The organism is Pseudomonas sp. 1912-s (genome assembly GCF_029269205.1).
GTDB lineage: Bacteria > Pseudomonadota > Gammaproteobacteria > Pseudomonadales > Pseudomonadaceae > Aquipseudomonas.
In genome coordinates, this window is record NZ_JARIXR010000020.1 from 31,661 (window position 1) to 54,645 (window position 22,985).

The 22,985-nt window shown below is 60.3% G+C and carries 21 protein-coding genes and 1 pseudogene; 17 read left to right on the forward strand and 5 right to left on the reverse strand.

What is annotated here, in order from left to right; all coding sequences use genetic code 11:
- Window positions 1-131 precede the first annotated feature (131 nt).
- The 6 genes from P3C29_RS22430 (at window position 132) to dacB (ending at window position 6,756) form a co-directional block, all read left to right on the forward strand.
- Window positions 132-767 carry a response regulator transcription factor gene (locus P3C29_RS22430; RefSeq protein ID WP_029615874.1) on the forward strand — a complete coding sequence of 212 codons (636 nt, stop codon included), beginning with the start codon at window positions 132-134 and terminating at the stop codon, window positions 765-767.
- Between the two features lie 99 nt (window positions 768-866).
- The gene (locus P3C29_RS22435) at window positions 867-1,337 is read left to right on the forward strand and encodes a nuclear transport factor 2 family protein (RefSeq protein ID WP_275965466.1); all 471 of its coding nucleotides are present in this window, start codon (window positions 867-869) and stop codon (window positions 1,335-1,337) included.
- A gap of 36 nt (window positions 1,338-1,373) precedes the next feature.
- Window positions 1,374-1,649, forward strand: coding sequence for a GIY-YIG nuclease family protein (locus tag P3C29_RS22440; RefSeq protein ID WP_010170353.1), 276 nt, complete (start codon window positions 1,374-1,376; stop codon window positions 1,647-1,649).
- A 75-nt stretch (window positions 1,650-1,724) separates the two neighbouring features.
- Window positions 1,725-2,660 carry a glutathione S-transferase family protein gene (locus P3C29_RS22445; protein ID WP_201125302.1) on the forward strand — a complete coding sequence of 312 codons (936 nt, stop codon included), beginning with the start codon at window positions 1,725-1,727 and terminating at the stop codon, window positions 2,658-2,660.
- 110 nt (window positions 2,661-2,770) lie between these two features.
- Entirely contained in the window at window positions 2,771-5,197 is a 2,427-nt protein-coding gene (locus tag P3C29_RS22450) for a TonB-dependent receptor (RefSeq protein ID WP_050543206.1), read from the forward strand.
- A gap of 101 nt (window positions 5,198-5,298) precedes the next feature.
- On the forward strand, window positions 5,299-6,756 hold the full coding sequence (dacB, locus tag P3C29_RS22455; protein WP_201125301.1) for a D-alanyl-D-alanine carboxypeptidase/D-alanyl-D-alanine-endopeptidase: 1,458 nt from the start codon (window positions 5,299-5,301) through the stop codon (window positions 6,754-6,756).
- A gap of 170 nt (window positions 6,757-6,926) precedes the next feature.
- Here the strand turns inward: dacB and P3C29_RS22460 are convergent, their stop codons facing one another.
- Complete coding sequence (locus P3C29_RS22460; RefSeq protein ID WP_010170348.1) at window positions 6,927-7,802, reverse strand: AraC family transcriptional regulator; 876 nt, start codon at window positions 7,800-7,802, stop codon at window positions 6,927-6,929.
- A 138-nt stretch (window positions 7,803-7,940) separates the two neighbouring features.
- On the opposite strand from P3C29_RS22460, the gene P3C29_RS22465 reads away from it, so the two are divergent.
- Window positions 7,941-8,852: a DMT family transporter gene (locus P3C29_RS22465; RefSeq protein WP_010170346.1), complete on the forward strand. Its 912-nt coding sequence runs from the start codon at window positions 7,941-7,943 to the stop codon at window positions 8,850-8,852.
- A gap of 125 nt (window positions 8,853-8,977) precedes the next feature.
- Here P3C29_RS22465 and norR read toward each other — a convergent pair whose 3' ends face one another.
- Window positions 8,978-10,522 carry a nitric oxide reductase transcriptional regulator NorR gene (norR, locus tag P3C29_RS22470; protein ID WP_275965467.1) on the reverse strand — a complete coding sequence of 515 codons (1,545 nt, stop codon included), beginning with the start codon at window positions 10,520-10,522 and terminating at the stop codon, window positions 8,978-8,980.
- 147 nt (window positions 10,523-10,669) lie between these two features.
- Here norR and hmpA point away from each other — a divergent pair, with 147 nt between their 5' ends.
- Complete coding sequence (gene hmpA, locus P3C29_RS22475) at window positions 10,670-11,851, forward strand: NO-inducible flavohemoprotein (protein ID WP_275965468.1); 1,182 nt, start codon at window positions 10,670-10,672, stop codon at window positions 11,849-11,851.
- A gap of 246 nt (window positions 11,852-12,097) precedes the next feature.
- A complete protein-coding gene (locus P3C29_RS22480) occupies window positions 12,098-12,604 on the forward strand; it encodes a disulfide bond formation protein B (RefSeq protein WP_275965469.1) in 507 nt (168 codons plus the stop codon).
- A gap of 557 nt (window positions 12,605-13,161) precedes the next feature.
- Here P3C29_RS22480 and P3C29_RS32635 read toward each other — a convergent pair.
- A pseudogene (locus P3C29_RS32635) lies at window positions 13,162-13,376 on the reverse strand (hypothetical protein).
- Between the two features lie 27 nt (window positions 13,377-13,403).
- Between P3C29_RS32635 and cyoA the strand changes: the two are divergent.
- The 6 genes from cyoA (at window position 13,404) to queC (ending at window position 19,026) form a co-directional block, all read left to right on the forward strand.
- Window positions 13,404-14,345, forward strand: a complete 942-nt coding sequence (gene cyoA / locus P3C29_RS22485; protein WP_275965470.1) for a ubiquinol oxidase subunit II — start codon at window positions 13,404-13,406, stop codon at window positions 14,343-14,345.
- A gap of 3 nt (window positions 14,346-14,348) precedes the next feature.
- A complete protein-coding gene (gene cyoB / locus P3C29_RS22490) occupies window positions 14,349-16,367 on the forward strand; it encodes a cytochrome o ubiquinol oxidase subunit I (RefSeq protein WP_010170338.1) in 2,019 nt (672 codons plus the stop codon).
- Between the two features lie 3 nt (window positions 16,368-16,370).
- Window positions 16,371-16,997, forward strand: a complete 627-nt coding sequence (locus P3C29_RS22495) for a cytochrome o ubiquinol oxidase subunit III (protein WP_008435616.1) — start codon at window positions 16,371-16,373, stop codon at window positions 16,995-16,997.
- Window positions 16,997-17,332 carry a cytochrome o ubiquinol oxidase subunit IV gene (gene cyoD, locus P3C29_RS22500; protein ID WP_003216374.1) on the forward strand — a complete coding sequence of 112 codons (336 nt, stop codon included), beginning with the start codon at window positions 16,997-16,999 and terminating at the stop codon, window positions 17,330-17,332. The genes P3C29_RS22495 and cyoD overlap by 1 nt, the downstream gene beginning before the upstream one ends.
- Window positions 17,333-17,343: 11 nt before the next feature.
- Window positions 17,344-18,231 carry a heme o synthase gene (cyoE, locus tag P3C29_RS22505; protein WP_275965471.1) on the forward strand — a complete coding sequence of 296 codons (888 nt, stop codon included), beginning with the start codon at window positions 17,344-17,346 and terminating at the stop codon, window positions 18,229-18,231.
- A gap of 102 nt (window positions 18,232-18,333) precedes the next feature.
- Complete coding sequence (gene queC / locus P3C29_RS22510; RefSeq protein ID WP_010170336.1) at window positions 18,334-19,026, forward strand: 7-cyano-7-deazaguanine synthase QueC; 693 nt, start codon at window positions 18,334-18,336, stop codon at window positions 19,024-19,026.
- A gap of 40 nt (window positions 19,027-19,066) precedes the next feature.
- On the opposite strand, the gene P3C29_RS22515 is transcribed toward queC, so the two are convergent.
- Complete coding sequence (locus tag P3C29_RS22515; RefSeq protein ID WP_169386244.1) at window positions 19,067-19,963, reverse strand: queuosine precursor transporter; 897 nt, start codon at window positions 19,961-19,963, stop codon at window positions 19,067-19,069.
- Window positions 19,950-20,555, reverse strand: a complete 606-nt coding sequence (locus tag P3C29_RS22520) for a helix-turn-helix transcriptional regulator (RefSeq protein ID WP_010170334.1) — start codon at window positions 20,553-20,555, stop codon at window positions 19,950-19,952. The genes P3C29_RS22515 and P3C29_RS22520 overlap by 14 nt, the downstream gene beginning before the upstream one ends.
- A gap of 277 nt (window positions 20,556-20,832) precedes the next feature.
- Between P3C29_RS22520 and P3C29_RS22525 the strand changes: the two genes are divergently transcribed.
- Both P3C29_RS22525 and P3C29_RS22530 read left to right on the forward strand, forming a co-directional pair.
- Window positions 20,833-22,188, forward strand: coding sequence for a serine hydroxymethyltransferase (locus P3C29_RS22525; RefSeq protein ID WP_275965504.1), 1,356 nt, complete (start codon window positions 20,833-20,835; stop codon window positions 22,186-22,188).
- Window positions 22,189-22,429: 241 nt separating this feature from the next.
- Window positions 22,430-22,981 carry a sugar dehydrogenase complex small subunit gene (locus P3C29_RS22530; RefSeq protein WP_032881916.1) on the forward strand — a complete coding sequence of 184 codons (552 nt, stop codon included), beginning with the start codon at window positions 22,430-22,432 and terminating at the stop codon, window positions 22,979-22,981.
- Window positions 22,982-22,985 lie beyond the last annotated feature (4 nt).

Consider the following 22,985-nt stretch of genomic DNA (forward strand, 5'->3'; position numbering starts at 1 on the left):
TTTTGTAAGCTAAAAGTCGATCACTTAAAAACACGGGACCCAAGTGAAAACCAGTCTCGAACAGGCGGTTGTTGCCCGCTGCGGACGGGGGTATTTTGCGCCAATCAATTTGCCATCATTCGTGGGTTTCTATGCTTCGCGTAATTATTGCTGACGATCATCCCATTGTTCGTATTGGACAAAAGGTAGTGATCGAAGCGGACGGCAGGTGCAAGGTGGTGGGTGAGGCCAACGGTCCTGATGAGTTGCTCAGCGTGTTGGCTTCCACCCCCTGCGATATCCTGGTAACGGACTTTGCCATGCCCGGAAACCAGCAGGCGGATGGCTATGTTCTGCTGGGGTTGTTGCAACGCCAGTACCCCGGGTTGCCGGTGATCCTGGTGACGATGTTTGCCAATATCGCCACCTTGCGTGCCTCGTTCGCCCAGGGCGCCAGGGCCATCGTCGCGAAGAACGCCTCCGCCAAAGAGTTGCCTTCGGCGATCAAGGCGGTGAGCGAGGGCAAGACGTTTGTCAGCGAATGCCTGCGGGTGCAGTTGGTCGAGGCCGGGACCGGCGACCAGTTGCAGCCGCCGCAACTGTCCGGCAAGGAGCGGGAAGTGGTGCGCATGTTGGCCAGCGGCATGACCGTCAGCCAGATTGCCGCACGGGTCAACCGCAGCATTTCCACCATCAGCAAGCAGAAAAGCACGGCCATGAACCGCCTGTGTATCTCCACCGATGTGGATTTGTTCGCCTATGCTCGCAGCAGCGGAATGGTTCCCTGAATGTGTGGGACGGGGTATTCCTGGCGTTGATGCCAGTAGTGTTCCCGGACGTTGGGGATTATCGTAACGGCCATCCAACCCCTTTTGCGGAACCTGCCCATGAGCGACGCCCATAACGCTTTGATCACCGAGTTCTACAGTGCCTTCCAGCGCCTGGATGCCGAGGCCATGAGCGCCTGCTACACCGACGACGTGGTGTTCAGCGACCCGGCGTTCGGCGAGCTGCGTGGCCGGGATGCGGGCGACATGTGGCGCATGCTCACCACCCGCGCCAAGGACTTTTCCCTGACCTTCGACAGCGTGCGCAGTGACGAAATCACCGGCAGCGCGCACTGGGTGGCGACTTACCTGTTCAGTGCGACGGGCAACACCGTGGTCAACGACATCCGGGCGCGTTTTGTGTTTCGTGAGGGCAAGATCTGCGAGCATCACGACCACTTCGACCTGTGGCGTTGGTCGCGCCAGGCATTGGGCACCAAAGGCCTGTTGCTGGGCTGGACGCCGCTGGTGAAAAACGCGGTGCGGGCCCAGGCGCTGAAAGGCTTGAAGGCGTTCCAGGCCAGTCGTTGATAAGATTGGCGTTCCTTTGGTTTGCCGAATTGATCCGTGACCACTCCCTCTGAAGCCAAGCCGTGGTTTGTGTACCTGGTGCGTGCCGCCAATGGCTCGCTCTATTGCGGCATCAGCAATGACCCGGTGCGCCGCTTTGCCACTCACCAGAGCGGCAAGGGCGCACGGTTTTTTCTCTCAAGCCCCGCCGTGGCGCTGGTGTACACCGAAGCCTGTGCCAGCAAGGCCGAGGCGTTGCGCCAGGAACGGCTGATCAAGAAATTGAAGAAAAGCGCCAAGGAGTGCCTGGCGGCGATCGGTCCATCAATTTGACTGATAGGTTCCCATGCGCGCCTTTGCCGGGTTTGCAGGCTAAGCTGGACGCTCACTCATTGAGCGGAGCCTGGCATGTCTGAGTTGATCCTCCACCACTACCCGCAATCCCCGTTTGCTGAAAAAGCCCGCCTGTTGCTGGGCTTCAAAGGCCTGTCCTGGCGCTCGGTGCATATCTCACCGGTGATGCCCAAGCCTGACTTGACCGCCCTCACTGGCGGCTATCGCAAGACCCCGGTGCTGCAGGTCGGCGCCGATATCTACTGTGACACCGCGCTGATCGCCCGCCGCCTGGAACAGGAAAAGACCGCGCCGGCGCTGTTTCCCCAAGGCCTCGAACTGGTCAGCCAGGGTTTCGCCGCCTGGGCCGATTCGACGGTGTTCTCCCATGCGGTGAGCCTGGTGTTCCAGCCGGAGTCCCTGGCGGTGAAGTTCGCCAAGGTACCGCCGGAAATGATCCAGGTGCTGGTGGCCGACCGCAGCAAGTTGTTCAGCGGTGGCACGGCCACCCGTGTGCAACTGGACCAGGCCAAACACCAATGGCCGGTGATCATCGGCCGTATCAATCAACAGTTGCAGCATCAGCAGGGCGACTTCCTGTTCGGCGAGCCGTCGATTGCCGACTTTGCCCTGGCGCATCCGTTGTGGTTCCTCATGGGGTCGCCGGTGACGTCGCCGCTGGTGGAAACCTATCCCGCCGTGGCCGCCTGGTTGGCCCGGGTGCTGGGTTTCGGCCATGGCACGTCTAGCCAGATGACCGCCGAACAAGCCCTGGACGTCGCGCGTAATGCCACGCCAGCCAACTTGCCGGAAGAAATCTTCGAAGACCCGAACGGCTTCAAGCCCGGCCAGCAGGTGACCCTCAGTGCTACCGATTACGGCGTCGATCCAGTGGCCGGCGAGTTGCTGTTCACCGGCCGTGAACAGCTGATTGTGCGGCGCACCGACGAACGTGGCGGCACCGTGCATGTGCACTTTCCACGCTTCGGATTTCGGATCCAACCGGTATGACTGAAATTATTTTCAAATCGGTGTGAGGTAAACCTGTCGGCCATCCGTGTAGTGCTTGAAACTGCGATTAATTCGCATTAACAGCGCTTTTTACACACGGGTTCTCAAGCATGAAGTCCAGGGCAACGTCGGCGGGTTCGGTTAAACAGTGGTTGGGAGCCTCGGTATTGGCGGTTTCGGGGCTGGCGCTGCTGCCCCTGGGCGTGGCGCAGGCGGCTGAGGCGCAGCAACAGAGCACGCTGTTCAACTTTGCCCTGGCCGCCAAGCCGCTGCCCCAGGCCTTGAGTGATTTCACTCGGGTGACCGGCATCAGCGTGGTCTACACCGACGAAGCGCCCTACGCGATCAAGGCCCCGGCCATCACTGGGCAGATGAGCGCGACCCAGGCCATGCAGCGCCTGCTGGGCAATTCCGGCTTCACCTTCCGCCAGATCGACGCCCGCACCCTGGCCCTGGAGCCGCTGCCGACCGACGGCGCGCTGAACCTCGGCGCTACGACTATCAACGGCGCCGCACTGGCCTCGGATACCACCAGCTATCAGCCGCCGCCTACCAGTTCGGTGATGCGTTCCCACGGCCTGCTGCTGGAAACCCCACAAACCGTCAACGTGGTGCCGGCCCAGGTGATGCGCGATCAACAGCCGCGCAACCTCGACGACGCCCTGACCAACATCAGCGGCATCACCCAGGCCAACACCTTGGGCAGCACCCAGGATGCGGTGATGTTGCGCGGTTTTGGCGATAACCGTAACGGCTCGATCATGCAGGACGGCATGCCCCTGGTGCAGGGCCGGGCGCTGAACTCCACCGCCGAGCGCGTCGAAGTGCTCAAGGGCCCGTCGTCGTTGCTGTACGGCATCCAGGACCCGGGCGGCGTGGTGAATATCGTTAGCAAGAAACCGGAATTGGTCCAATCCACCTCCCTGACCGTGCGCGGTTCGACCTTTGGTGACGGCAAGAACGGCAGCGGCGGCAACCTCGACACCACTGGCCCCATCGGTGACAGCGGGTTGGCGTACCGCTTGATTGTCGACCATGAAGACGAAGACTACTGGCGCAACTACGGCACTCACCGCGAAAGCCTGATTGCTCCGTCGCTGGCCTGGTATGGCGACAGCACCAAGCTGTTATTTGCCTATGAGCATCGGGAGTTTCTCTCGCCGTTCGACCGGGGCACCGCCATCGACCCCAAGACCAACCACCCGCTGAATATCCCGTCGACTCGCCGTCTCGATGAGCCCTTCAACAACATGGAAGGCCGCTCCGACCTGTACCGCTTCGAAGCCGACCACGACCTGAACGACGACTGGAAAGCCCACTTCGGCTACAGCTGGAACCGCGAGACCTACGACGCCAGTCAGGTGCGTGTGGTCAAGGTCAACACCAACGGCACCCTGACCCGCAGCATGGACGGCACCCAGGGCGCGCTGACCACGGACCGCTTCGCCACCGCCAGCCTTGAAGGCAAGGTGAACGTCGCCGGCATGCAGCACGACCTGACCTTCGGCCTGGATGACGAGTACCGCAAAATCTACCGGGCCGACCTGATCCGCCAATCGCCCCGTGGCACGTTCAACTACAACGATCCGGTCTATGGCAATGAAGTGGCGGGCACCACCGTCAGCGCGCCGGACAGCAACCAGACCGACCTGCTGCGCAGCGACTCGCTGTTTATGCAGGACGCGATCCACCTCACCGATCAGTGGATCCTGGTTGGCGGCGCGCGCTATCAGATGTACGACCAATACGCCGGCAAGGGCGTCCCGTTCACCGCCAACACCGACGGCAATGGCCAGAAATGGGTACCCCGCGTTGGCCTGGTGTACCGCTACACCGACGAGCTGTCGTTCTACGGCAGCTACACCGAGTCGTTCAAACCCAACTCCACCATCGCGCCGCTCGCCAACAAAACGATCCTGGACGGCAGCCTCGAGCCGGAACAGTCGAAGTCCTGGGAGCTGGGGACCAAGCTCGACATGCCGGGTCGCATCACCGCGAGCGCAGCGTTGTTCAACATCGAAAAACGTAACGTGCTGGTCCAGGTGGGCGATGGCCTGACCTCGGTCTACAGCGTCGCCGGCAAGGTGCGCTCCCGTGGCCTGGAACTGGATGCCAGCGGTCAGCTGACGGACAAGTGGAGCGTGATCGGCAGCTATGCCTACACCGACGCGGTCGTTACCGAAGACCCGGAGCTGAAGGGCAACCGCCTGCAAAACGTCGCGAAAAACACCGGCTCGCTGTCGGCGGTGTATGACTTCGGCAGCATCCTCGGGGGGGACCAACTGCGGGTGGGCGCCGGTGCACGTTATGTGGGCGAACGCTCGGGCGATGCGGCCAACAGTTTCGACCTGCCGGGTTATACCGTGGCCGATGCATTTGCCACGTATGACACCAAGGTCGATGGGCAGAAGGTCAAGTTCCAGCTCAACGTGAAGAACCTGTTTGACCGCACCTATTACACCTCTGCCGTGAACACCCAGTTCGTGTCCATTGGCGATGCGCGGCAGGTGTCGGTGTCCAGCACCCTGACCTTCTAAATTCGGTGACACCTTATGGCGATGTAGCGGGTTACCTCGCCATAAAGTTGTCGAGCTGCTAGCGTTGCCGCCTTTAATGACTTTGCGGGAACACAAGACCGATGCAGTTGGGACGATGGACACACGCCAGCGGGCTGCTGCTGGGTTTGAGCTTGTTGCTGGGCGGTTGCGCCACGGCGCCGAAAAACTCCACCAGCGCCAGCCTCGACCAGTTGCTGGCCGACCCGGCACTGCACGGTGCCAGCGTATCGCTGATGGTGCGCGACGCCCGCAGTGGCAGCACGCTCTACCAACACAACCCGCGCACGCGGCTGACCCCGGCCTCCAGCCTCAAGCTGCTGACCACCTCGGCGGCCATGGATGTGCTGGGGCCGCAGTATCGGTTTTCCACCCAACTGTTGGGCGATGGCCTGCGCCAGGGTGCGGTGCTTGACGGCAATCTGTACCTGCGCGGCCAGGGCGACCCGACGGTCCAGTGGGCGGATTACCAGGCGTTGGCCGCCAGCCTGGCGCAGCAGGGCATCAGGCAGGTGCAGGGCAACCTGGTGTTCGATGACAGCTTTTTCGACGCCGAGCGCCTGGGCGTCGACTGGTCCCAGGACGACGAAAGCACCTATTACGGCGCGCAGATTTCGGCGCTGACGGTGTCGCCCAATGCGGATTTTGATGCGGGCTCCCTATTGGTCACGGCCAGGGCGCCGGTGGCGGCGGGGCGCCCGGTGACGGTGGAACTCTTCCCGGCCACCGATTACGTGCAGATCAGCAACCGTGCCGTCAGCGGGGCGGGCAATAGCTACGGGATCAACCGCCAGCATGGCACCAACCTGTTGCGCCTCAGTGGCGCGCTGGCACCGGGCAAACAGAGCCCGCAACTGGTCAGTGTGTGGGAGCCGACGCAACTGGTGGCGAACCTGTTCGGGCAGGCGTTGGCGGAGCAAGGGATTAGCGTGCTGGGGCGTCGTGTTATCGGCGGTGTCACGCCGACCACGGCGACGGTGCTGGCGATGCACGAGTCGGCGCCGTTGCAGGCATTGATCACGCCGCTGCTCAAGCTGTCCAACAACAACATGTCTGAAGCATTGCTCAAGACCATGGGCCGCAAGACGGCCAATGCCGGGACGGCCCAGGCGGGTGTGGCGGCGGTGGCAGGGTTCCTCAAGCGTCAGGGGATTGATGCTTCAGCCTTGAGCCAGGTGGACGGTTCAGGGCTGTCGCGACGCAACCTGGTGTCGTCGCAAAACCTGACGGACCTGCTGCTGGCCGCCAGCAAACAGCCCTGGTTCAACGCCTGGTACAACGCGTTGCCGATTGCCGGCAATCCGGAGCGCATGGCGGGCGGCAGCCTGCGCTATCGCCTGCGGGGCACTGCCGCCGAGAACAACCTGCACGGCAAGACCGGCTCCATGACTGGCGTATCGTCGTTGACCGGTTATGTCACCGATGCCAATGGGCGTAAGTTGGTGTTTGCGGTGGTGACCAACAATTACGTGGTCGAAGGCGCGCGCATCAAGGCATTGGAGAACCGCCTGGCCACGGTATTGGCCAACAGCACGGACTAATGAACGCTGAAGATCAACTGTGGGAGCGGGCTTGCTGTGGTGAGGGGCTTGTCCCCCGTCGGGTTCACCACAGATTGATGGGACTGCTTCGCAGCCCAGCGCGGGGCAAGCCCGCTCACCACAGCAAGCCCGCTCCCACATTGGACCTGAGCCATTAGGCAGATTGCATTTCAAGGCAGAAACGCCTGCCGGTACTCCCCGGGCGTCGCGCCCATCGCCTGGCGGAACCGGTTGGTGAAGTGGCTGGCGCTGGAAAACCCACACGCCAGGGCGATCTCGCCCAGGGGCAACGACCCGCCCCGCAACAGCTCCCGGGCGCGGGCCAGTCGCCGTGCCAGCAGGTACTGGTGGGGCGGCAGGCCAAAGCTCTCGCGGAACATCCGCGCAAAGTGGTACTCCGACAACGCACACAACCCCGCCAACTGCCCCAGGCTGACCGGCTCGGCCAGTTGCTGGTCGATGTACTCCACCAATTGCCGGCGCTGGTGGGCTGCGAGCCCGCCCTTCAAGCGCAGGCCCTCACGCATTCCCACCTGGCTGAGCAGGGTGTGGCTGAGCATTTCATGGGCCAGGCTGCTGGTGAGCAAGCGTTCGCCGGGTTCTTTCCAGTTCAGGCTGATCAGTTGGTGAAAACGCCGGGCCTGCTGGGCATCGTCGAGGAACGTGCTCTCACGCAACAGCAACTCGCGCGGCTCACGGTCCAGCAGTGTCACGCAGCCCAGGGCGAATTGCTCCGGGCTGAAATACACGTGGGCCAGGCGGATTTCGCCGTTGATCACCCAGGCCGACTGATGATCGGCCGGCAGGATGCACAGCTTGTCCGGGCCGCCCTTGGTGCCGGGCTGGTCGCGGCGAAAGGTGCCGGTGCCGCCGCCGATGTAGCAGGACAGGGTGTGGTGGTCAGGGGCTTCGTAATCCTGGGCGTCGTGATGGTTGCTCCACAAGGCTGCAGACAAGCCGTCACCGAGCTCGGCGCACAGCTCAAGGCGAGCGTTGGGCGAGCGGTTGAGGGATTGAAAGACTTGCAGGGTTTCCAGTGGCGGCATATTCGTACTCTCTGACGGCTTGCATCCTACTCCCAGCGACGGCGGCTGTGATCCCGGCAGCCGACAAAAGCGCAAGAATCTGCAAGAGGCTGGATGCCGTCCGGGGCGAAACTGTGGCTCAACCCCAAGGAGCCCGTCATGAACCTATTCCTGTATTTACTCACCGTGCTGATCTGGGGCACCACCTGGATTGCCCTCAAATGGCAGCTGGGCGTGGTGGCGATTCCGGTGTCCATCGTCTATCGCTTTGGCCTGGCGGCGCTGGTGCTGTTCGTGATGTTGCTGCTCAGCCGCAAGCTGCAGGTGATGAACCGGCGCGGGCACTTGATCTGCCTGGCTCAGGGTTTGTGCCTGTTTTGCGTCAACTTCATGTGCTTCCTCACCGCCAGCCAATGGATCCCCAGCGGCCTGGTGGCGGTGGTGTTCTCCACGGCCACCTTGTGGAACGCGCTGAACGCCCGGGTGTTTTTCGGCCAGAAAGTCGCACGCAATGTGTTGATGGGCGGTGGCCTTGGCTTGCTCGGCCTGGGGCTGTTGTTCTGGCCGGAACTGGTGGGCCACACCGCCAGCCCGCAAACCCTGCTCGGCCTGGGTTTGGCGTTGCTCGGCACGATGTGTTTCTCGGCGGGCAACCTACTGTCGAGCCTGCAACAGAAGGCCGGCCTCAAGCCGCTGACCACCAATGCCTGGGGCATGGCCTATGGCGCGTCGATGCTGGCGATGTACTGCGCGGTACAGGGCATTCCATTCGATATGGAATGGAACAGTCGCTACATCGGTTCGTTGCTGTACCTGGTGATACCGGGTTCGGTGATTGGCTTTACCGCCTACCTGACGCTGGTCGGGCGGATGGGCCCGGAGCGGGCGGCGTATTGCACCGTGCTGTTCCCGGTGGTGGCGTTGAACGTCTCGGCCTTTGCCGAGGGCTATCAGTGGACCGCACCGGCGTTGGCCGGCCTGGTGCTGGTGATGGCGGGCAATGTATTGGTGTTTCGCAAGCCCAAGGCTGGCGCGCCAATCAATCCGATCTACAAGGCGAAGCAGGTCTAGTGTGGGAGCTGTCGAGCCCGAGCGAGGCTGCGATGCAGGCGCTGCGGTCTTGCAGGTGCACTGCGGTGATGCCATCGCAGCCTCGCTAAAGCTCGACAGCTCCCACAGTTGATCTCTTTCGTTCGTTATTTCAGGCCCAACCGCTTGGCCATCCGCCCCAGGTTGGCCCGGTCCAGGCCCAGCTCGCGGGCGGCGCTGGCCCAGTTGTGCTGGTGGCGTTCCAGGCAGGCATTGATGACCTGGCGCTGGTAGTTCTCGGTGGCCAGGCGCAGGTCACCGCTGACGTCCGGCACGTCGACTGGCTGCTCCTCGGCCTGCGGCGCAGTGACGTTCGGCAAGTCCAGGTCTGTCGCGTCCAGACTGAGAATCTTCGGCCGTTCCCGGCAGTTGCCCAACGCTTTCAATGCACTGCGGCCGATCAAGTGCTCCAGCTCGCGCACATTCCCCGGCCAGGCGTAAGCCAACAGTGCCGCCTGGGCATCGCTGGTCAGGCGCAGGCTGCCCAGGCCCATGCGTGAGCGGTTCTGTTCAAGGAAAAAGCCCGCCAGCAACAGCACGTCGCGGCCACGCTCCCGCAGCGCGGGCACTTGCAGCGGATAGACGCTCAAACGGTGGTAGAAGTCCGCACGATAGCGACCGTTTCGTACCTCTTCGGCCAAATCCCGGTTGGTGGCGGCGATCAGGCGTACATCCACCTGATGCTCCTTGTCGGACCCCAGGCGCTGCAACTGGCCGCTTTGCAGCACCCGCAACAGCTTGGCCTGCACGGTGAGGGACAGTTCGCCCACTTCATCCAGGAACAGCGTGCCGCCATTCGCCAGTTCGAACTTGCCCCGGCGTTCATTCAGCGCGCCGGTAAATGCCCCGCGCACATGGCCGAACAACTCGCTTTCCACCAGGGTTTCCGGCAGCGCGGCGCAGTTGAGGCTGATCAGCGGTTTCTCGGCCCGCGAGGAGGCGGCGTGGATCGCCTGGGCCACTAACTCCTTGCCCACGCCGGTCTCGCCGGTGATCAGGACCGTCAGGTCGCTGCCGCCCACCAGGTTGATTTCTTCCACCAGTCGTTTGTGGGTCTTGCTCTGGCCGATCATTTCCTTGTGCTGCTGGCCGCTGGCCTGGCGGTAGATTTCGGCCCGCTGGTGTTCGTCTTCGGCCCGCAGGGCCAGGCGTTCGATGCGCTCGGCGACATTCACCGTCGCCGCCGCGAGGCTGGCGAAGGCTTGCAGGGCGTCCAGTTCCACCCGCTCGAAACGCTCGGTGTCGAGGGCGTCGAGGGTCAGCAGGCCCCAGGGCTGGTCATCGACAAACAGCGGGCAGCCCATGCAGTCGTGGACTTCAAGATGGCCGTGCAGGCCGTCCACCAGACCGTCGTAGGGGTCGGGCAGTTCGCTGTCGCTGTCAAAACGGGTCGGGCCGGGGCTGCTGAGCAGCACGCCAAAGCGCGGGTGCTCGCTGACTTTGAAGCGCCGGCCCAGGGTGTCGGTGCTCAAGCCGTCCACCGCCAGCGGTACCAGCCATTCGCCGTCAAGGCGCAGCAGGGCGGCGGCGTCACAGGGCAGCAGGGCGCGCATGGCCTGGAGCAGGCGCCGGTAACGCTCGCCTTCGGGCAGCTCGCGGGAGAGGTCGGCGACCAGGGGCAGCAGGGTGGTGAGCAGCGGTTGCGCAGTCATAATGACTCCTTGTAGTCATAGTGACTATAAGGTGTAGGAAGTCATATTGACTATGTTATTTTCAAGATACTGATTTATAAGGATTTATTAGTTGGCATGAATGCTGAGTAGTAAAGGGTATTCAGTAAGAAGACTCAGGAGTCTGCCATGCTAAGTGCCCAAGACCGTGCCATCGTCAAATCCACCGTGCCCCTGCTGGAAAGCGGCGGCGAAGCCCTGATCACCCATTTCTACCGCATGATGCTGTCCGAGTACCCGCAAGTTCGCCCACTGTTCAACCAGGCCCACCAGGCCAGCGGCGACCAGCCCCGGGCCCTGGCCAATGGCGTGCTGATGTACGCCCGGCACATCGACCAACTGGACCAGTTGGGCGACCTGGTGGCGAAGATCATCAACAAGCACGTGGCCCTGCAAATCCTGCCGGAGCATTATCCGATTGTGGGTACCTGCCTGTTGCGGGCGATTTCCGAAGTGCTGGGCAGCGAAATCGCCACACCGGAAGTGATGAGCGCCTGGGGCGCCGCCTATGGCCAGTTGGCCGACATCCTGATCGGTGCCGAAGCGGCTATCTATAAAGAGAAGGAAGAGGCCCCGGGCGGCTGGCGCGGTGCGCGCGCGTTCACCCTGGTCAAGCGGGTGGAGGAGAGCGCGGAAATCATCTCGTTTTACTTTGCGCCTGTGGATAACGGCCCGATCCTGGCCGCCGAGCCTGGTCAGTACATCGGCATGAGGCTGGTATTGGATGGCGAGGAAGTGCGCCGCAACTATTCCCTGTCGGCGCGTGGCGACTCGGGCCAGTACCGCATCAGCGTCAAGCGCGAAGCCGGTGGCCGGGTGTCCAACTACCTGCATGACCAATTCCCGGTGGGCGCGAGCATCGACCTGTTCCCACCATCAGGTGAGTTCACCCTGGCGGCCAGCGACAAGCCCTTGGTGCTGATCAGCGGCGGCGTCGGTATCACGCCAACCCTGCCGATGCTTGAAGCGGCCCTGGCCACCGAGCGTCCGATTCACTTTATCCACTGCGCGCGTAACGGCGGCGTGCATGCGTTCCGCGACTGGGTGGACGGCCTGGCTGCGCAGCATCCGCAACTCAAGCGCTTCTATTGCTACGCCGAAGATGATGGCGTGAGCCCGGCGGCGGACAAGGTTGGCCTGCTCAGCCAGGAGCAACTGGCGGCGTGGTTGCCGCAGGAGCGTGACGTGGATGCGTACTTCCTGGGGCCAAAAGGCTTCATGGCGGCGATCAAGCGTCACCTGAAGGCCCTGGGTGTGCCGGAGCAGCAGAGCCGGTATGAGTTCTTTGGGCCGGCGTCGGCGCTGGAGTAATCCACTCGGTCAAAAAATGTGGGAGCGGGCTTGCTCGCGAAGGCGAAGTGTCAGTCACTGAATGTGTTTCTGATACACCGCATTCGCGAGCAAGCCCGCTCCTACATTGTGATTTCTATTTCTCCAGATTAATCCGCTGTTAACCCTCCCTGTTTAAACCTCCTCACGCCAACTGCTCAACTTTCACCGTCCGCGTGTAAACTTGCGGCCATTGGCACAACCACAATTGGCTAAAGGGAAACGGGGATGATCGACGAATTGCGTTTGGGCAGGGAGCGACGCTTTCTGGTACTGCTGGGCATCATCTGCCTGGCGCTGATCGGCGGGGCGCTGTACATGCAGGTGGTGTTGGGCGAGGCGCCATGCCCGCTGTGCATCCTGCAACGTTATGCCTTGCTGCTGATCGCGCTCTTCGCCTTCATCGGTGCCGCCATGCGCACCACCCGCAGTGTCACGGTGTTTGAAGCGCTGGTGGCCCTCAGCGCCCTCGGTGGCGTCGCCGCAGCCGGCTATCACGTGTACATCCAGTTCTTTCCGAAGGTCAGCTGTGGCATCGATGTGCTGCAACCGATTGTCGATGGCTTGCCGCTGGCCTCGGTGTTCCCCTTGGGGTTCCAGGTCGACGGTTTCTGCGAGACGCCGTACCCGCCTGTCCTCGGCCTGTCCCTGGCGCAGTGGGCGCTGGTGGCCTTTGTGCTCACGGTGATCCTGGTGCCGCTGGGCATCTACCGTAATCGCCAGGGCAAAGCCTAAGCGGTAGCCCGTCAACGCCCCGGCCTTCCTATAAAGAAGGCCGGGGCGTTTTTGTTTGTAGGCATTTTGTGAAGGGACCGTGACGCGGGGCAAGTTTGGGTGCGCGCAGCATGCGACATGTTGTCACACGGACGCTGTCGCAGGACGTTTCTGATGCCCGTAAACGCGGCATAAATTTGCATGAGGCGGCGTTTTATGGCTGTCAGTTCGTCGCCTGGCCGACGCCGCGAATGGCGTGAGGTCAGCGACATTGGCGGAAGTCCGAATGCCTTGTTTTCAGGGCACTTGGATCCGTTTTCGATGCCCTTACAGCCTGTAGGGGATGTGGCAAACTGCCCAATAACACGGCATTTTTTGTGGTTTTTGTCGAGAATCAAACGCGATACGATCGCGGACCTTTGCAATAATGGTGAAGGATTATTGCTGGAAACGATAAAAATTATTTCTGGATAAGACATGGTTTATACATCGCTAGCTAACTACAATCGCCCGCACTGAATGTCCGGTGCTGCTCACCCCTGAGCAAACTAGGGCGGTCGAGAAGCGGATGTAACGTTTCATGCGACCCCAGGTGCCGGCAGCCTTTCAACTATCCGCACCAAATGGAATTGGTCTGTAACAAGGCCTTTGACCAACGAATTCGAATAAGAACTCACCGCTAGCCCGGGACGTGTCGATTCGCGCAAGGTGCGACGGGCAGGCCCTTATTCAATCGAAGAGAAATGCCAACCCTTGGCAGGGTGAAGTGTTGGCGATCAAAACCCAACTGCATTGCGCAAGCTGCTTTAGAGGTCGTGAGATGAGTAAAAACAGGTACCCCCGATTACTAGGCTTTTTGCCGCTGCTCGGCATGCTGTTAATGCTGGGAGGCTGCAAGTGGACCTTGCTCGCCCCCAAAGGTCAGGTCGGTCTGGATCAACGAAACCTGATTATCACCGCCACTCTGCTGATGCTGTTGGTTGTAGTGCCCGTGATCATCATGACGTTCGCCTTCGCCTGGAAATACCGCGCGTCGAACACCAGCGCCACCTACGCGCCGAAGTGGTCGCACTCCACCAAGATTGAAATCGCGGTGTGGCTGGTTCCGATCCTCATCATCATCGCCCTGGGTTACATCACCTATAAGTCGACCCACGAGCTGGACCCGTACCGTCCGCTGGACTCCGACGTCAAGCCGATCAACATCGAAGTGGTCGCGCTGGACTGGAAGTGGCTGTTCATCTACCCGGACCTGGGTATCGCCACTGTGAACCAGATCCGGTTTCCGGAGAACACCCCGCTTAACTTCCGGATCACCTCCGACGCCGTGATGAACTCGTTCTTCATCCCTGCACTGGGTGGCCAGATCTACGCGATGGCAGGCATGCAGACCCGTCTGCACCTGATCGCGAACGAAAAAGCTGAAATGGAAGGCATCTCCGCCAACTACAGCGGTGCTGGCTTCACCGGCATGAAATTCAAAGCGATCTCGACGAGCCAGGAAGATTTCAACGCCTGGGTAGCCGAAGTCAAGGCCGCACCTAAACAGCTTGATCAAGCTGAATACGACGCCCTTGCCAAACCAAGCCAGAACAACCCAGTCGCCCTGTACTCCACGTACGAGCCGGACCTGTTTCAGAAAATCGTCGACAAGTACGAAGGTATGAAACCAGGCAAGCCGATCGAGCACGAGAAGAAAGAAGTGGCCGCGGTTGAAGGTTCTGACACGGGCTCGCATTCAACTGCTGGGGCAGAGGAGTAAACGATGTTTGGTAAATTAAGTTGGGATGCGGTCCCGTTCCACGAGCCGATCGTGATGGTGACCATCGCCATGATCGCGCTGGGTGGTCTGGCACTGTTTGCAGGTATCACGTACTTCAAGAAGTGGACCTACCTGTGGACCGAGTGGCTGACTTCGGTCGACCACAAGAAAATCGGCGTCATGTACGTCATCGTTGCCATGGTCATGCTGCTGCGTGGTTTTGCCGACGCCATCATGATGCGTACCCAGTTGGCCATGGCCACCGAGGGTTCGCCTGGCTACCTGCCTCCTGAACACTATGACCAGATCTTCACCGCCCACGGTGTGATCATGATCATCTTCATGGCGATGCCTTTCTTCACCGGCCTGATGAACCTTGCCTTGCCGCTGCAGATCGGTGCGCGTGACGTTGCGTTCCCGTTCCTGAACTCCTTGAGCTTCTGGCTGCTGGTGTCCGGCGTGGTGCTGATCAACCTGTCCCTGGGCGTCGGCGAATTCGCCAAGACCGGTTGGGTTGCGTATCCGCCGTTGTCGGGCCTGGCTTACAGTCCGGGCGTGGGTGTGGATTACTACATCTGGGCGCTACAGTTATCAGGACTCGGGACGACACTGACGGGGGTCAACTTCCTGGCCACCGTCCTGAAAATGCGCGCCCCGGGCATGAAGCTGATGGACATGCCGATCTTCACCTGGACCTGCACCTGGGCCAACGTACTGATCGTTGCATCGTTCCCGATCCTGGCTGCAACCATGGCGTTGCTGTCGCTTGACCGTTACCTGGATTTCCACATTTTCACCAACGAACTTGGTGGCAATCCAATGATGTACGTGAACCTGTTCTGGGCATGGGGTCACCCTGAGGTGTACATCCTGATCCTGCCAGCGTTCGGTATCTTCTCTGAAGTGATCTCGACCTTCTCGGGCAAGCGCCTGTTCGGTCACCACTCGATGATCTACGCCTCGGGCGCGATCTCGGTACTGGGCTTCATGGTTTGGCTGCACCACTTCTTCACCATGGGTTCGGGGGCCAGCGTCAACGCGTTCTTCGGACTGGCGACGATGCTGATTTCCATCCCGACGGGGGTGAAGCTATTTAACTGGCTATTCACCATCTATCACGGCCGTCTGCGTATCACCAGCCAGGTTCTGTGGACCCTGGGCTTCATGGTGACCTTCGCGATCGGCGGCATGACCGGCGTACTGCTGGCCATCCCGGGTGCTGACTTCGTACTGCACAACAGCCTGTTTGTAATTGCTCACTTCCACAACGTGATCATCGGCGGCGCGGTATTCGGCTACATCGCAGGCTTCAGCTTCTACTTCCCGAAAGCGTTCGGCTTCAAGCTGCACGAAGGCTGGGGCAAGGCTGCATTCTGGTTCTGGATCTCGGGCTTCTTCGTCGCGTTCATGCCGCTCTACGCGTTGGGCTTCATGGGCATGACCCGTCGTCTGAACGCCACTACCAACCCTGAGTGGGTGCCGTACCTGTACGTCGCCATGGTCGGTGCACTGATGATTGCTGTCGGTATCGCCTGCCAGCTGATCCAGCTGTATGTCAGCGTGCGTGATCGCAAGCAGAACCTGTGCGAATCCGGCGACCCATGGAATGCACACACCCTGGAATGGTCGACCTCGTCGCCACCGCCGTTCTACAACTTTGCCGTACTGCCTAAGGCTGACAGCATCGATCCGTTCACCGAAGCCAAGGAAGACGGTACTGCGTACCAGAAGCCTGCGCGTTACGAACCGATCCACATGCCTAACAACACCGCCACTGGCGTGGTGATGGGCGCGCTGTTGACCGTGTTCGGTTTCGCGATGATCTGGCACATCTGGTGGCTGGCCATCGTGAGCCTGGTGGGCACCATCGGCTACTTCATCGTTCACGCTGCCCGTGATGACCAAGGCTACATGGTGCCGGTCGACGTGATCGAACGCATCGAAGCCGAGCAACACGCTCGCCTGGTTGCCGAGAAGAAGATCCCGGCCAACCGTGTTGAAACCTCGTTGGAACAGGCTTAAACCATGTCGAACTTAGTGACCAATGCTGGACACGCCCATGTCGATGACCATGGGCACGATGACCATCACCACGACTCGGGGCCAATGACCGTCTTCGGTTTCTGGCTCTACCTGATGACCGACTGCATCTTGTTTGCGTCGATCTTCGCGGTGTACGCGGTACTGGTAAACAACGTAGCGGGTGGCCCGTCGGGCCACGACATCTTCGAACTGCCTTACGTGCTCGGCGAAACCGCCTTGCTGTTGTTCAGTTCGATCACCTACGGCTTCGCCATGCTGGCCTTCTACAAGGGCAGCAAGAAAGGCGTCCTGAGCTGGTTGGCACTGACCTTCCTGTTCGGCCTGGGCTTCATCGGCATGGAGGTCAACGAGTTCCACCTGCTGATCTCCGAAGGTTACGGCCCGCACCGTAGCGGCTTCCTGTCGGCGTTCTTCACGCTGGTAGGCACCCACGGTCTGCACGTGACTGCCGGTCTGATCTGGATGGCGACCATGATGTATCAGGTCAACAAACATGGCCTGACCAACACCAACAAGACTCGCCTGAGCTGCCTGAGCCTGTTCTGGCACTTCCTGGACGTGGTCTGGATCTGCGTCTTCACCGTTGTCTACCTGATGGGGACTCTGTAATGGCTAATGCACATTCCCATGACAGCCACGATGACAGCCACGGCAGCGTCAAGTCGTACGCCATCGGCTTCATCCTGTCGGTCATCCTGACGCTGATCCCGTTCGGCCTGGTGATGTACCCAACCTTGCCGAAGTCGATCACCTTGATGATCGTCCTGGCGTTCGCGGTGATTCAGGTGCTGGTTCACCTGGTGTACTTCCTGCACCTGGACCGCTCGAAGGCTCAACGCGATAACGTGATTGCGTTCGTGTTCGCAGGCTTGGTGATCCTCCTGCTGGTTGGCCTGTCGGTATGGATCATGTTCAGCATCCATACGTTCATGATGGCGAAGTGAGGTAAGACCCGATGTCGCTTAAGCACTTTATCCAAATCACCAAACCGGGGATCATTTTCGGTAACGTGCTTTCTGTGGCAGGCGGTTTCTTCCTGGCCTCCAAGGGGCATGTCGATCTGGCCATATTCCTGGCTGCGATGATCGGCACGTCCCTGGTGGTAGCTTCCGGTTGTGTATTCAACAACTGCATCGACCGCGATATCGACATCAAGATGGAGCGCACCAAGAATCGTGTGCTGGTGCAGGGCCTTATCTCCCTGAAGCTGGCACTGATCTTCGCGACCGTTTTGGGTATCGCAGGCGTGGTGTTGTTGTACAAGGTGGCCAACCCGCTGGCGGCGCTGTTTGCCGTGATCGGTTTTGTCATCTACGTCGGCTTCTACAGCCTGTACCTCAAGCGCAAGTCGGTTCACGGCACGCTGGTGGGCAGTCTGTCGGGGGCGATGCCGCCGGTGATTGGTTATGTGGCTGTGACCAATAGCTTCGACATGGCCGCGCTGGTGCTACTGGTGATGTTCAGCCTGTGGCAGATGCCGCACTCTTATGCCATTGCGATCTTCCGCTTCAACGACTACCTGGCTGCTTCGATTCCGGTCCTGCCGGTCAAGCGTGGCATCCGGGTCGCCAAGAAACACATCCTGCTCTACATCCTGGCCTTCCTCGTGGCGACCTTGATGTTGACCTTCAGTGGCTACGCCGGCATGAGCTACCTCGCCGTTGCCGCCGCCATGGGCATGTACTGGTTGTACATGGCCTGGACGGGCTACAAGGCGGTGGATGACAGCGTCTGGGCACGCAAGCTGTTCGTCTTCTCGATCTTCACCATCACCGCCTTGAGCGTGATGATGTCCCTGGATTTCCAGGTGCCGAAAGAGTTGCTGCTGACGTACGCCCACTGAGTGATCAAACAGTAAAAAACCCCGCCTTCGAAAGAAGCGCGGGGTTTTTTATTGAGGGGCCTTTAAACTATGCCAAATCTTACAAATGCAGGAAGCAGCGTGATGAGTAAAAAAGCCGTTATCGTATTCAGTGGTGGGCAGGACTCGACGACCTGCCTGATCCAGGCACTGCCGCTGTATGACGAGGTGCACTGCATTACCTTCGACTATGGCCAGCGGCATGTGGCAGAAATCGAAGTCGCGCAGAAACTCGCCAAGCAACTGGGCGCCACCGTTCACAAGGTGATGGACGTGTCCCTGCTGAACGAGCTGGCCATCAGCAGCCTGACCCGCGACAACATTCCGGTGCCCACGGTGAACAGCTCGGGCGAGAGCTTGCCAAGCACCTTCGTGCCGGGCCGGAACATTCTGTTTTTGACCCTGGCGGCGATTTACGCCTATCAGGTCAAGGCAGAAACCGTGATCACGGGCGTGTGTGAAACCGACTTCTCGGGTTACCCGGATTGCCGGGACGAGTTCGTCAAGGCGCTGAATAAAGCGCTGCAACTGGGCATGGAGTACGACGTGCGCCTGGAAACGCCGCTGATGTGGCTGAACAAGGCCGAGACCTGGGCCCTGGCGGACTATCACCACCAGCTGGACCTGATCCGCAACCAGACCCTGACCTGCTACAACGGCATCATCGGTACGGGGTGTGGCAACTGCGATGCGTGCAACCTTCGCGCACGTGGCCTGAACGACTACCTGGAAAACAAGGCAGCCGTCCTGCAGAGCCTGAAAAGCAAACTGGCTTGATGCCGAGCATTCCCGTGCTGAGCACGGGAACGTTCACCGATCAGTTGGCTTGCTGCGCAGCCTGGTTATCGCCGGTGATGTAGCGCTTGAACAACGAGCGGGCGCCATAGGCCGGCAGGATGTTGAAGAAGGCAAAGCAGACTTTGATCGCGATCTGCACGTAGATCATGTTCAGGATGTCGCTGGTCTGCATCGCGCCGTAGAACGCGATGAAGCAGAACAGGAAGCTGTCGATAATCACCGCGAAAAACGTACTCAGGAAAATTCGCAGGAATAAATACCTGGAGTTGGTCAGCTCTTTGATCTTGCACAGCAGGTACGAGTTTATGTTCTCCGACACCAGGAACGAAACCGAAGAGGCGATCAACACCGACGACACCTGGATGATCACGTCGTTGTAAGGCCCGTCGAGCTTCCAGCCGGGCAAGCCGGGGAGGAAGGTCGAGCCGTAGAGCAGGATGATGATCATCGCGTTGCTGGCAAACGCAAACAGGATGGCCCTTCGCGCCAGCCGGAGGCCGAACTGCTCGTTGAGCAAGTCCACGATCAGGAATGTCAGCGGGTACAGAAACGTGCCGGGTGTGACGATAATGCCCAGCGACTCCAGGTAAATCGGTTTGGTCGCGGCGATGCTGGTAAAGATATAGAACGTAAAGAGCAGCAAGTTCAGGATGATATAAATCATCCATGAGTTCTCATTGCGGTCATTGAGCTCGTACGCGGTGAGCGCCCCGCCCTGGGAATAGAACTTCTTGTACATGTTCTTGACTTCCATTTTATTTAAATTGTCCATGATTTCGCTGTTCAGCACTTCGCTCAGCTTTACTCGAATGACCTTGCCCGTGGCGATCACCATGATCACCGCCAGGCTCTTGTCATTCTCGAACCCCAGCAACTTGTATTTGCTGTTCTCGACGTCGTGTTCATACGTGGTCATTGAAGCGCTCCTCGATGATATCTCCCACCACACAGATACGATCCGAGCTCACACACGCTTCATCCGTGATGAATAGTGTTTTGCTGACGCAGTCGTACACCAACTTTTCCTTATCGTCGCTCGACGAGCCCTTCTGCACGATCAACAAATCCCCCGGCTCGTTGACGCCGGCAATTTCATGTTCCAGCAGAACAGCGATCAAGTTGTAGGAGGTGCCGAAGTAGTAGGTCAGCGGGTACAGCGTGGCGAGTTCGCCAATGCGCTTGTGCATGCTCGCCATGACCAGGCTTTGCTTGATGATCGGCACGGCAGCCGGGTTCATATTTCCCTGGGGGGAAATACTGCTGTCGATGATTTCTTTTTCTTCAAAGTCGAGGGTCTCGATTTCTTCGTAGGAGACGCCAAAGAAATCCGAGATCTTGCGGACGGTGGACTGCTGTACGTTGACGACCTTGCCTTCCAGAATGTTGTAGATCGTGGTTCTGGTCAGGCCGGCCGCGTTGCACAACGACAGCTGCGTCTCTCCGCGGCTTTTGATCAGGTATTTGATATTGCTCTTCAAATACTCGGTGCGTTCTTTTCTATGAATCAAATGCCCACCACTTCCTTATGTTTCACACCGAGCGTCCATTCTGGCCGGGTTGCGGGCTTCGCCGCGGCGCGAAGTGTTGCATGCGCCCGCTACAAGAATAAAGACCGTGATCAGTTTTTTGGCGATTGGCCAGCATCCAGCCAGGGAAAACCGCGCCTTGTCCCCCCGTACCCCGGCAAAAAGAATCATTTAATTTGGAAAATGTTCATTTTTCTGCTTAATTGCCCTGCGCCCAACGGAAAGGTGCTCGGGATTTTCAGGGAAGGAACACATGACTATGACAGTCAACACGCAACCACTTACTCACCACGCCGGCCTGTTGCAACGAGGGCGGACGGATCTTCGGGCAGAAGACGCGGAGCTGGCGGGACTGCTGGATGCGGAAGTCACGCGTCAGCACCAAACCCTGTCACTGGCCGCTTCGTCCTGCGCCGTGAAGCCGCACATCCTGGCGTCGTCCGCCTCGGTGCTGGTCAACGTGACCGCCGAGGGTGCCCTTGGCTGGCGTCATCATGCCGGCTGCGAGAATGCCGACCGGGTCGAAGCCCTGGCGGTCCGCCGGGCGCGTGAGCTGTTCGGCGCGCAATACGCCGGCGTGCAACCTCACTCCGCGTCGACGGCCAATTACCAGGTGCTGGCGGCCTTGCTCGAGCCCGGCGACACGGTGCTCGGCATGGCCACCGATCATGGCGGGCACCTGAGCCATGGCAGCCCGGTGGCGTTCACCGGCGCGTACTACAAGGCGCTCAGATACGGCACCACCTCCAAGGGCGTTATCGACTACGAACAGGTGCACACACAGGCGCTGGCCCATCGCCCGCGCGTGATCATCTGCGGTGCGACGGCCTATTCGCACCTCATCGATTTTGAACGGTTCCGCGCGATTGCCGACGAAGCCGGGTCGATCCTGCTGGCGGATATCTCGACCATCGCCGGCCTGGTCTCCACCGGGCGCCATCCGAGCCCGGTCGACGCGGCCCACGTCACCACGCTGTGCACCCACAGGCAACTGGGCGGCCCGCGCGGCGGCCTGATCCTTGCCGGGCGCGACGCGGAAACCAAGGTGCCCGGCCTCAAGACCACCTTCAGTCGTCTTCTCGACCAGGCCGTGTTCCCGCGGATGCAGGGCGCGCCGGCCTTCAACATGATCGCGGCGAAAGCGGCGGCGTTCGGCTACGCCATGTCGGCGGAATTCGACGCCTGGATGGCGCGGACTCGCACCACCGCCGATGAACTGGCCAGTGCGTTTCAGGCCTGTGACTACGAGGTGGTGGGCGGGCGCAGTGAGAACCACTCGATCCTGATCCGCCTGCGTGGCGGCATCACCGGCTCTGTCGCCCAGGCGGCGCTGGAGCAATGCGGCATCATCGTGGACAAACATCGCGCACCGGGTGAGACGCGACCGTCATTTGTCGCCAACGGGTTGTGTATCGGTAGCGGCTCCCTGGCGCAACGCCACGTGGACGCCGATGGATGCCGTCAGGTGGTCGAGCTGGTTTGCCGGGTGCTCGACGCCGTCACGCCCCTCAACGAGTACAAGTACAGCCTCGATCCCGTCGCGCAGGAATCCCTGCGTTTACAGGCCCGAACCTTGTGCGCGAAGTACCCGCTCGCGGATTACCTGCCTGACTGAGTCATTACCCCGGGGGATGTTTCATGTTATTGCGGGATAAATTGCTGTACGGTGTTTAAGCGAGTGTTATAGACGGTCGCGCTATTGCTTATATCCATAATTAACAAGCTGCACGACAGCTTGACGTTCTCCTGGCAGTTATAAAAAGGGCTCTTAAAGTCCGTTCAACCTCCGTGAACGAAGTACTCAGCCTTTTGCAGTGAAGTCGAACTTGGCCTCTGCGCCGATCGTTGTTCGACTCATGAGGAGATACCCCGTGATAACCCGAAGAAAACTTCTTTATTCAGGCGCAGCCTTGACCGGCGCCGGCCTGTTTGCCCCGCTGTGGGCCGGTGCCGCGCTGGCGCAGGACGTCAGCAGCGCCGCCAGCGACGACATTGAATCCTTCCGCCAATTGTCGATGTTCCTCCTCGAACGCCCGAGCCTGGATGCCGCCTTGTCCTTGCGCATCCTGGCCCAGTGCACCCAGAACGACCCTGCATTCCCCGAGAAGATCAAAGCCTTGTGGAGCAAGGTCGGCCAGCATCACCTGCGCAGCGTCAGCCAGTTGTCCGGCAGCCCGTTCTACCGCGACCCGGTGGTCAAGGACACGACGCAGAAAATCGTTTCGGCCTGGTACCTGGGCTACACCGGCACCCCGGTGTCCCTGCGCGCCACCGACGGCACGCGGCTGGTGACCTTCACCGGCGCCCTGGCCTACGCGCCGACCGCAGACGCCACGGTGATCCCAACGTACTCCCGGGGAAAAACCAATTACTGGGTTAATCCTCCGGCCACGCTGGCCAACGACTAAGACA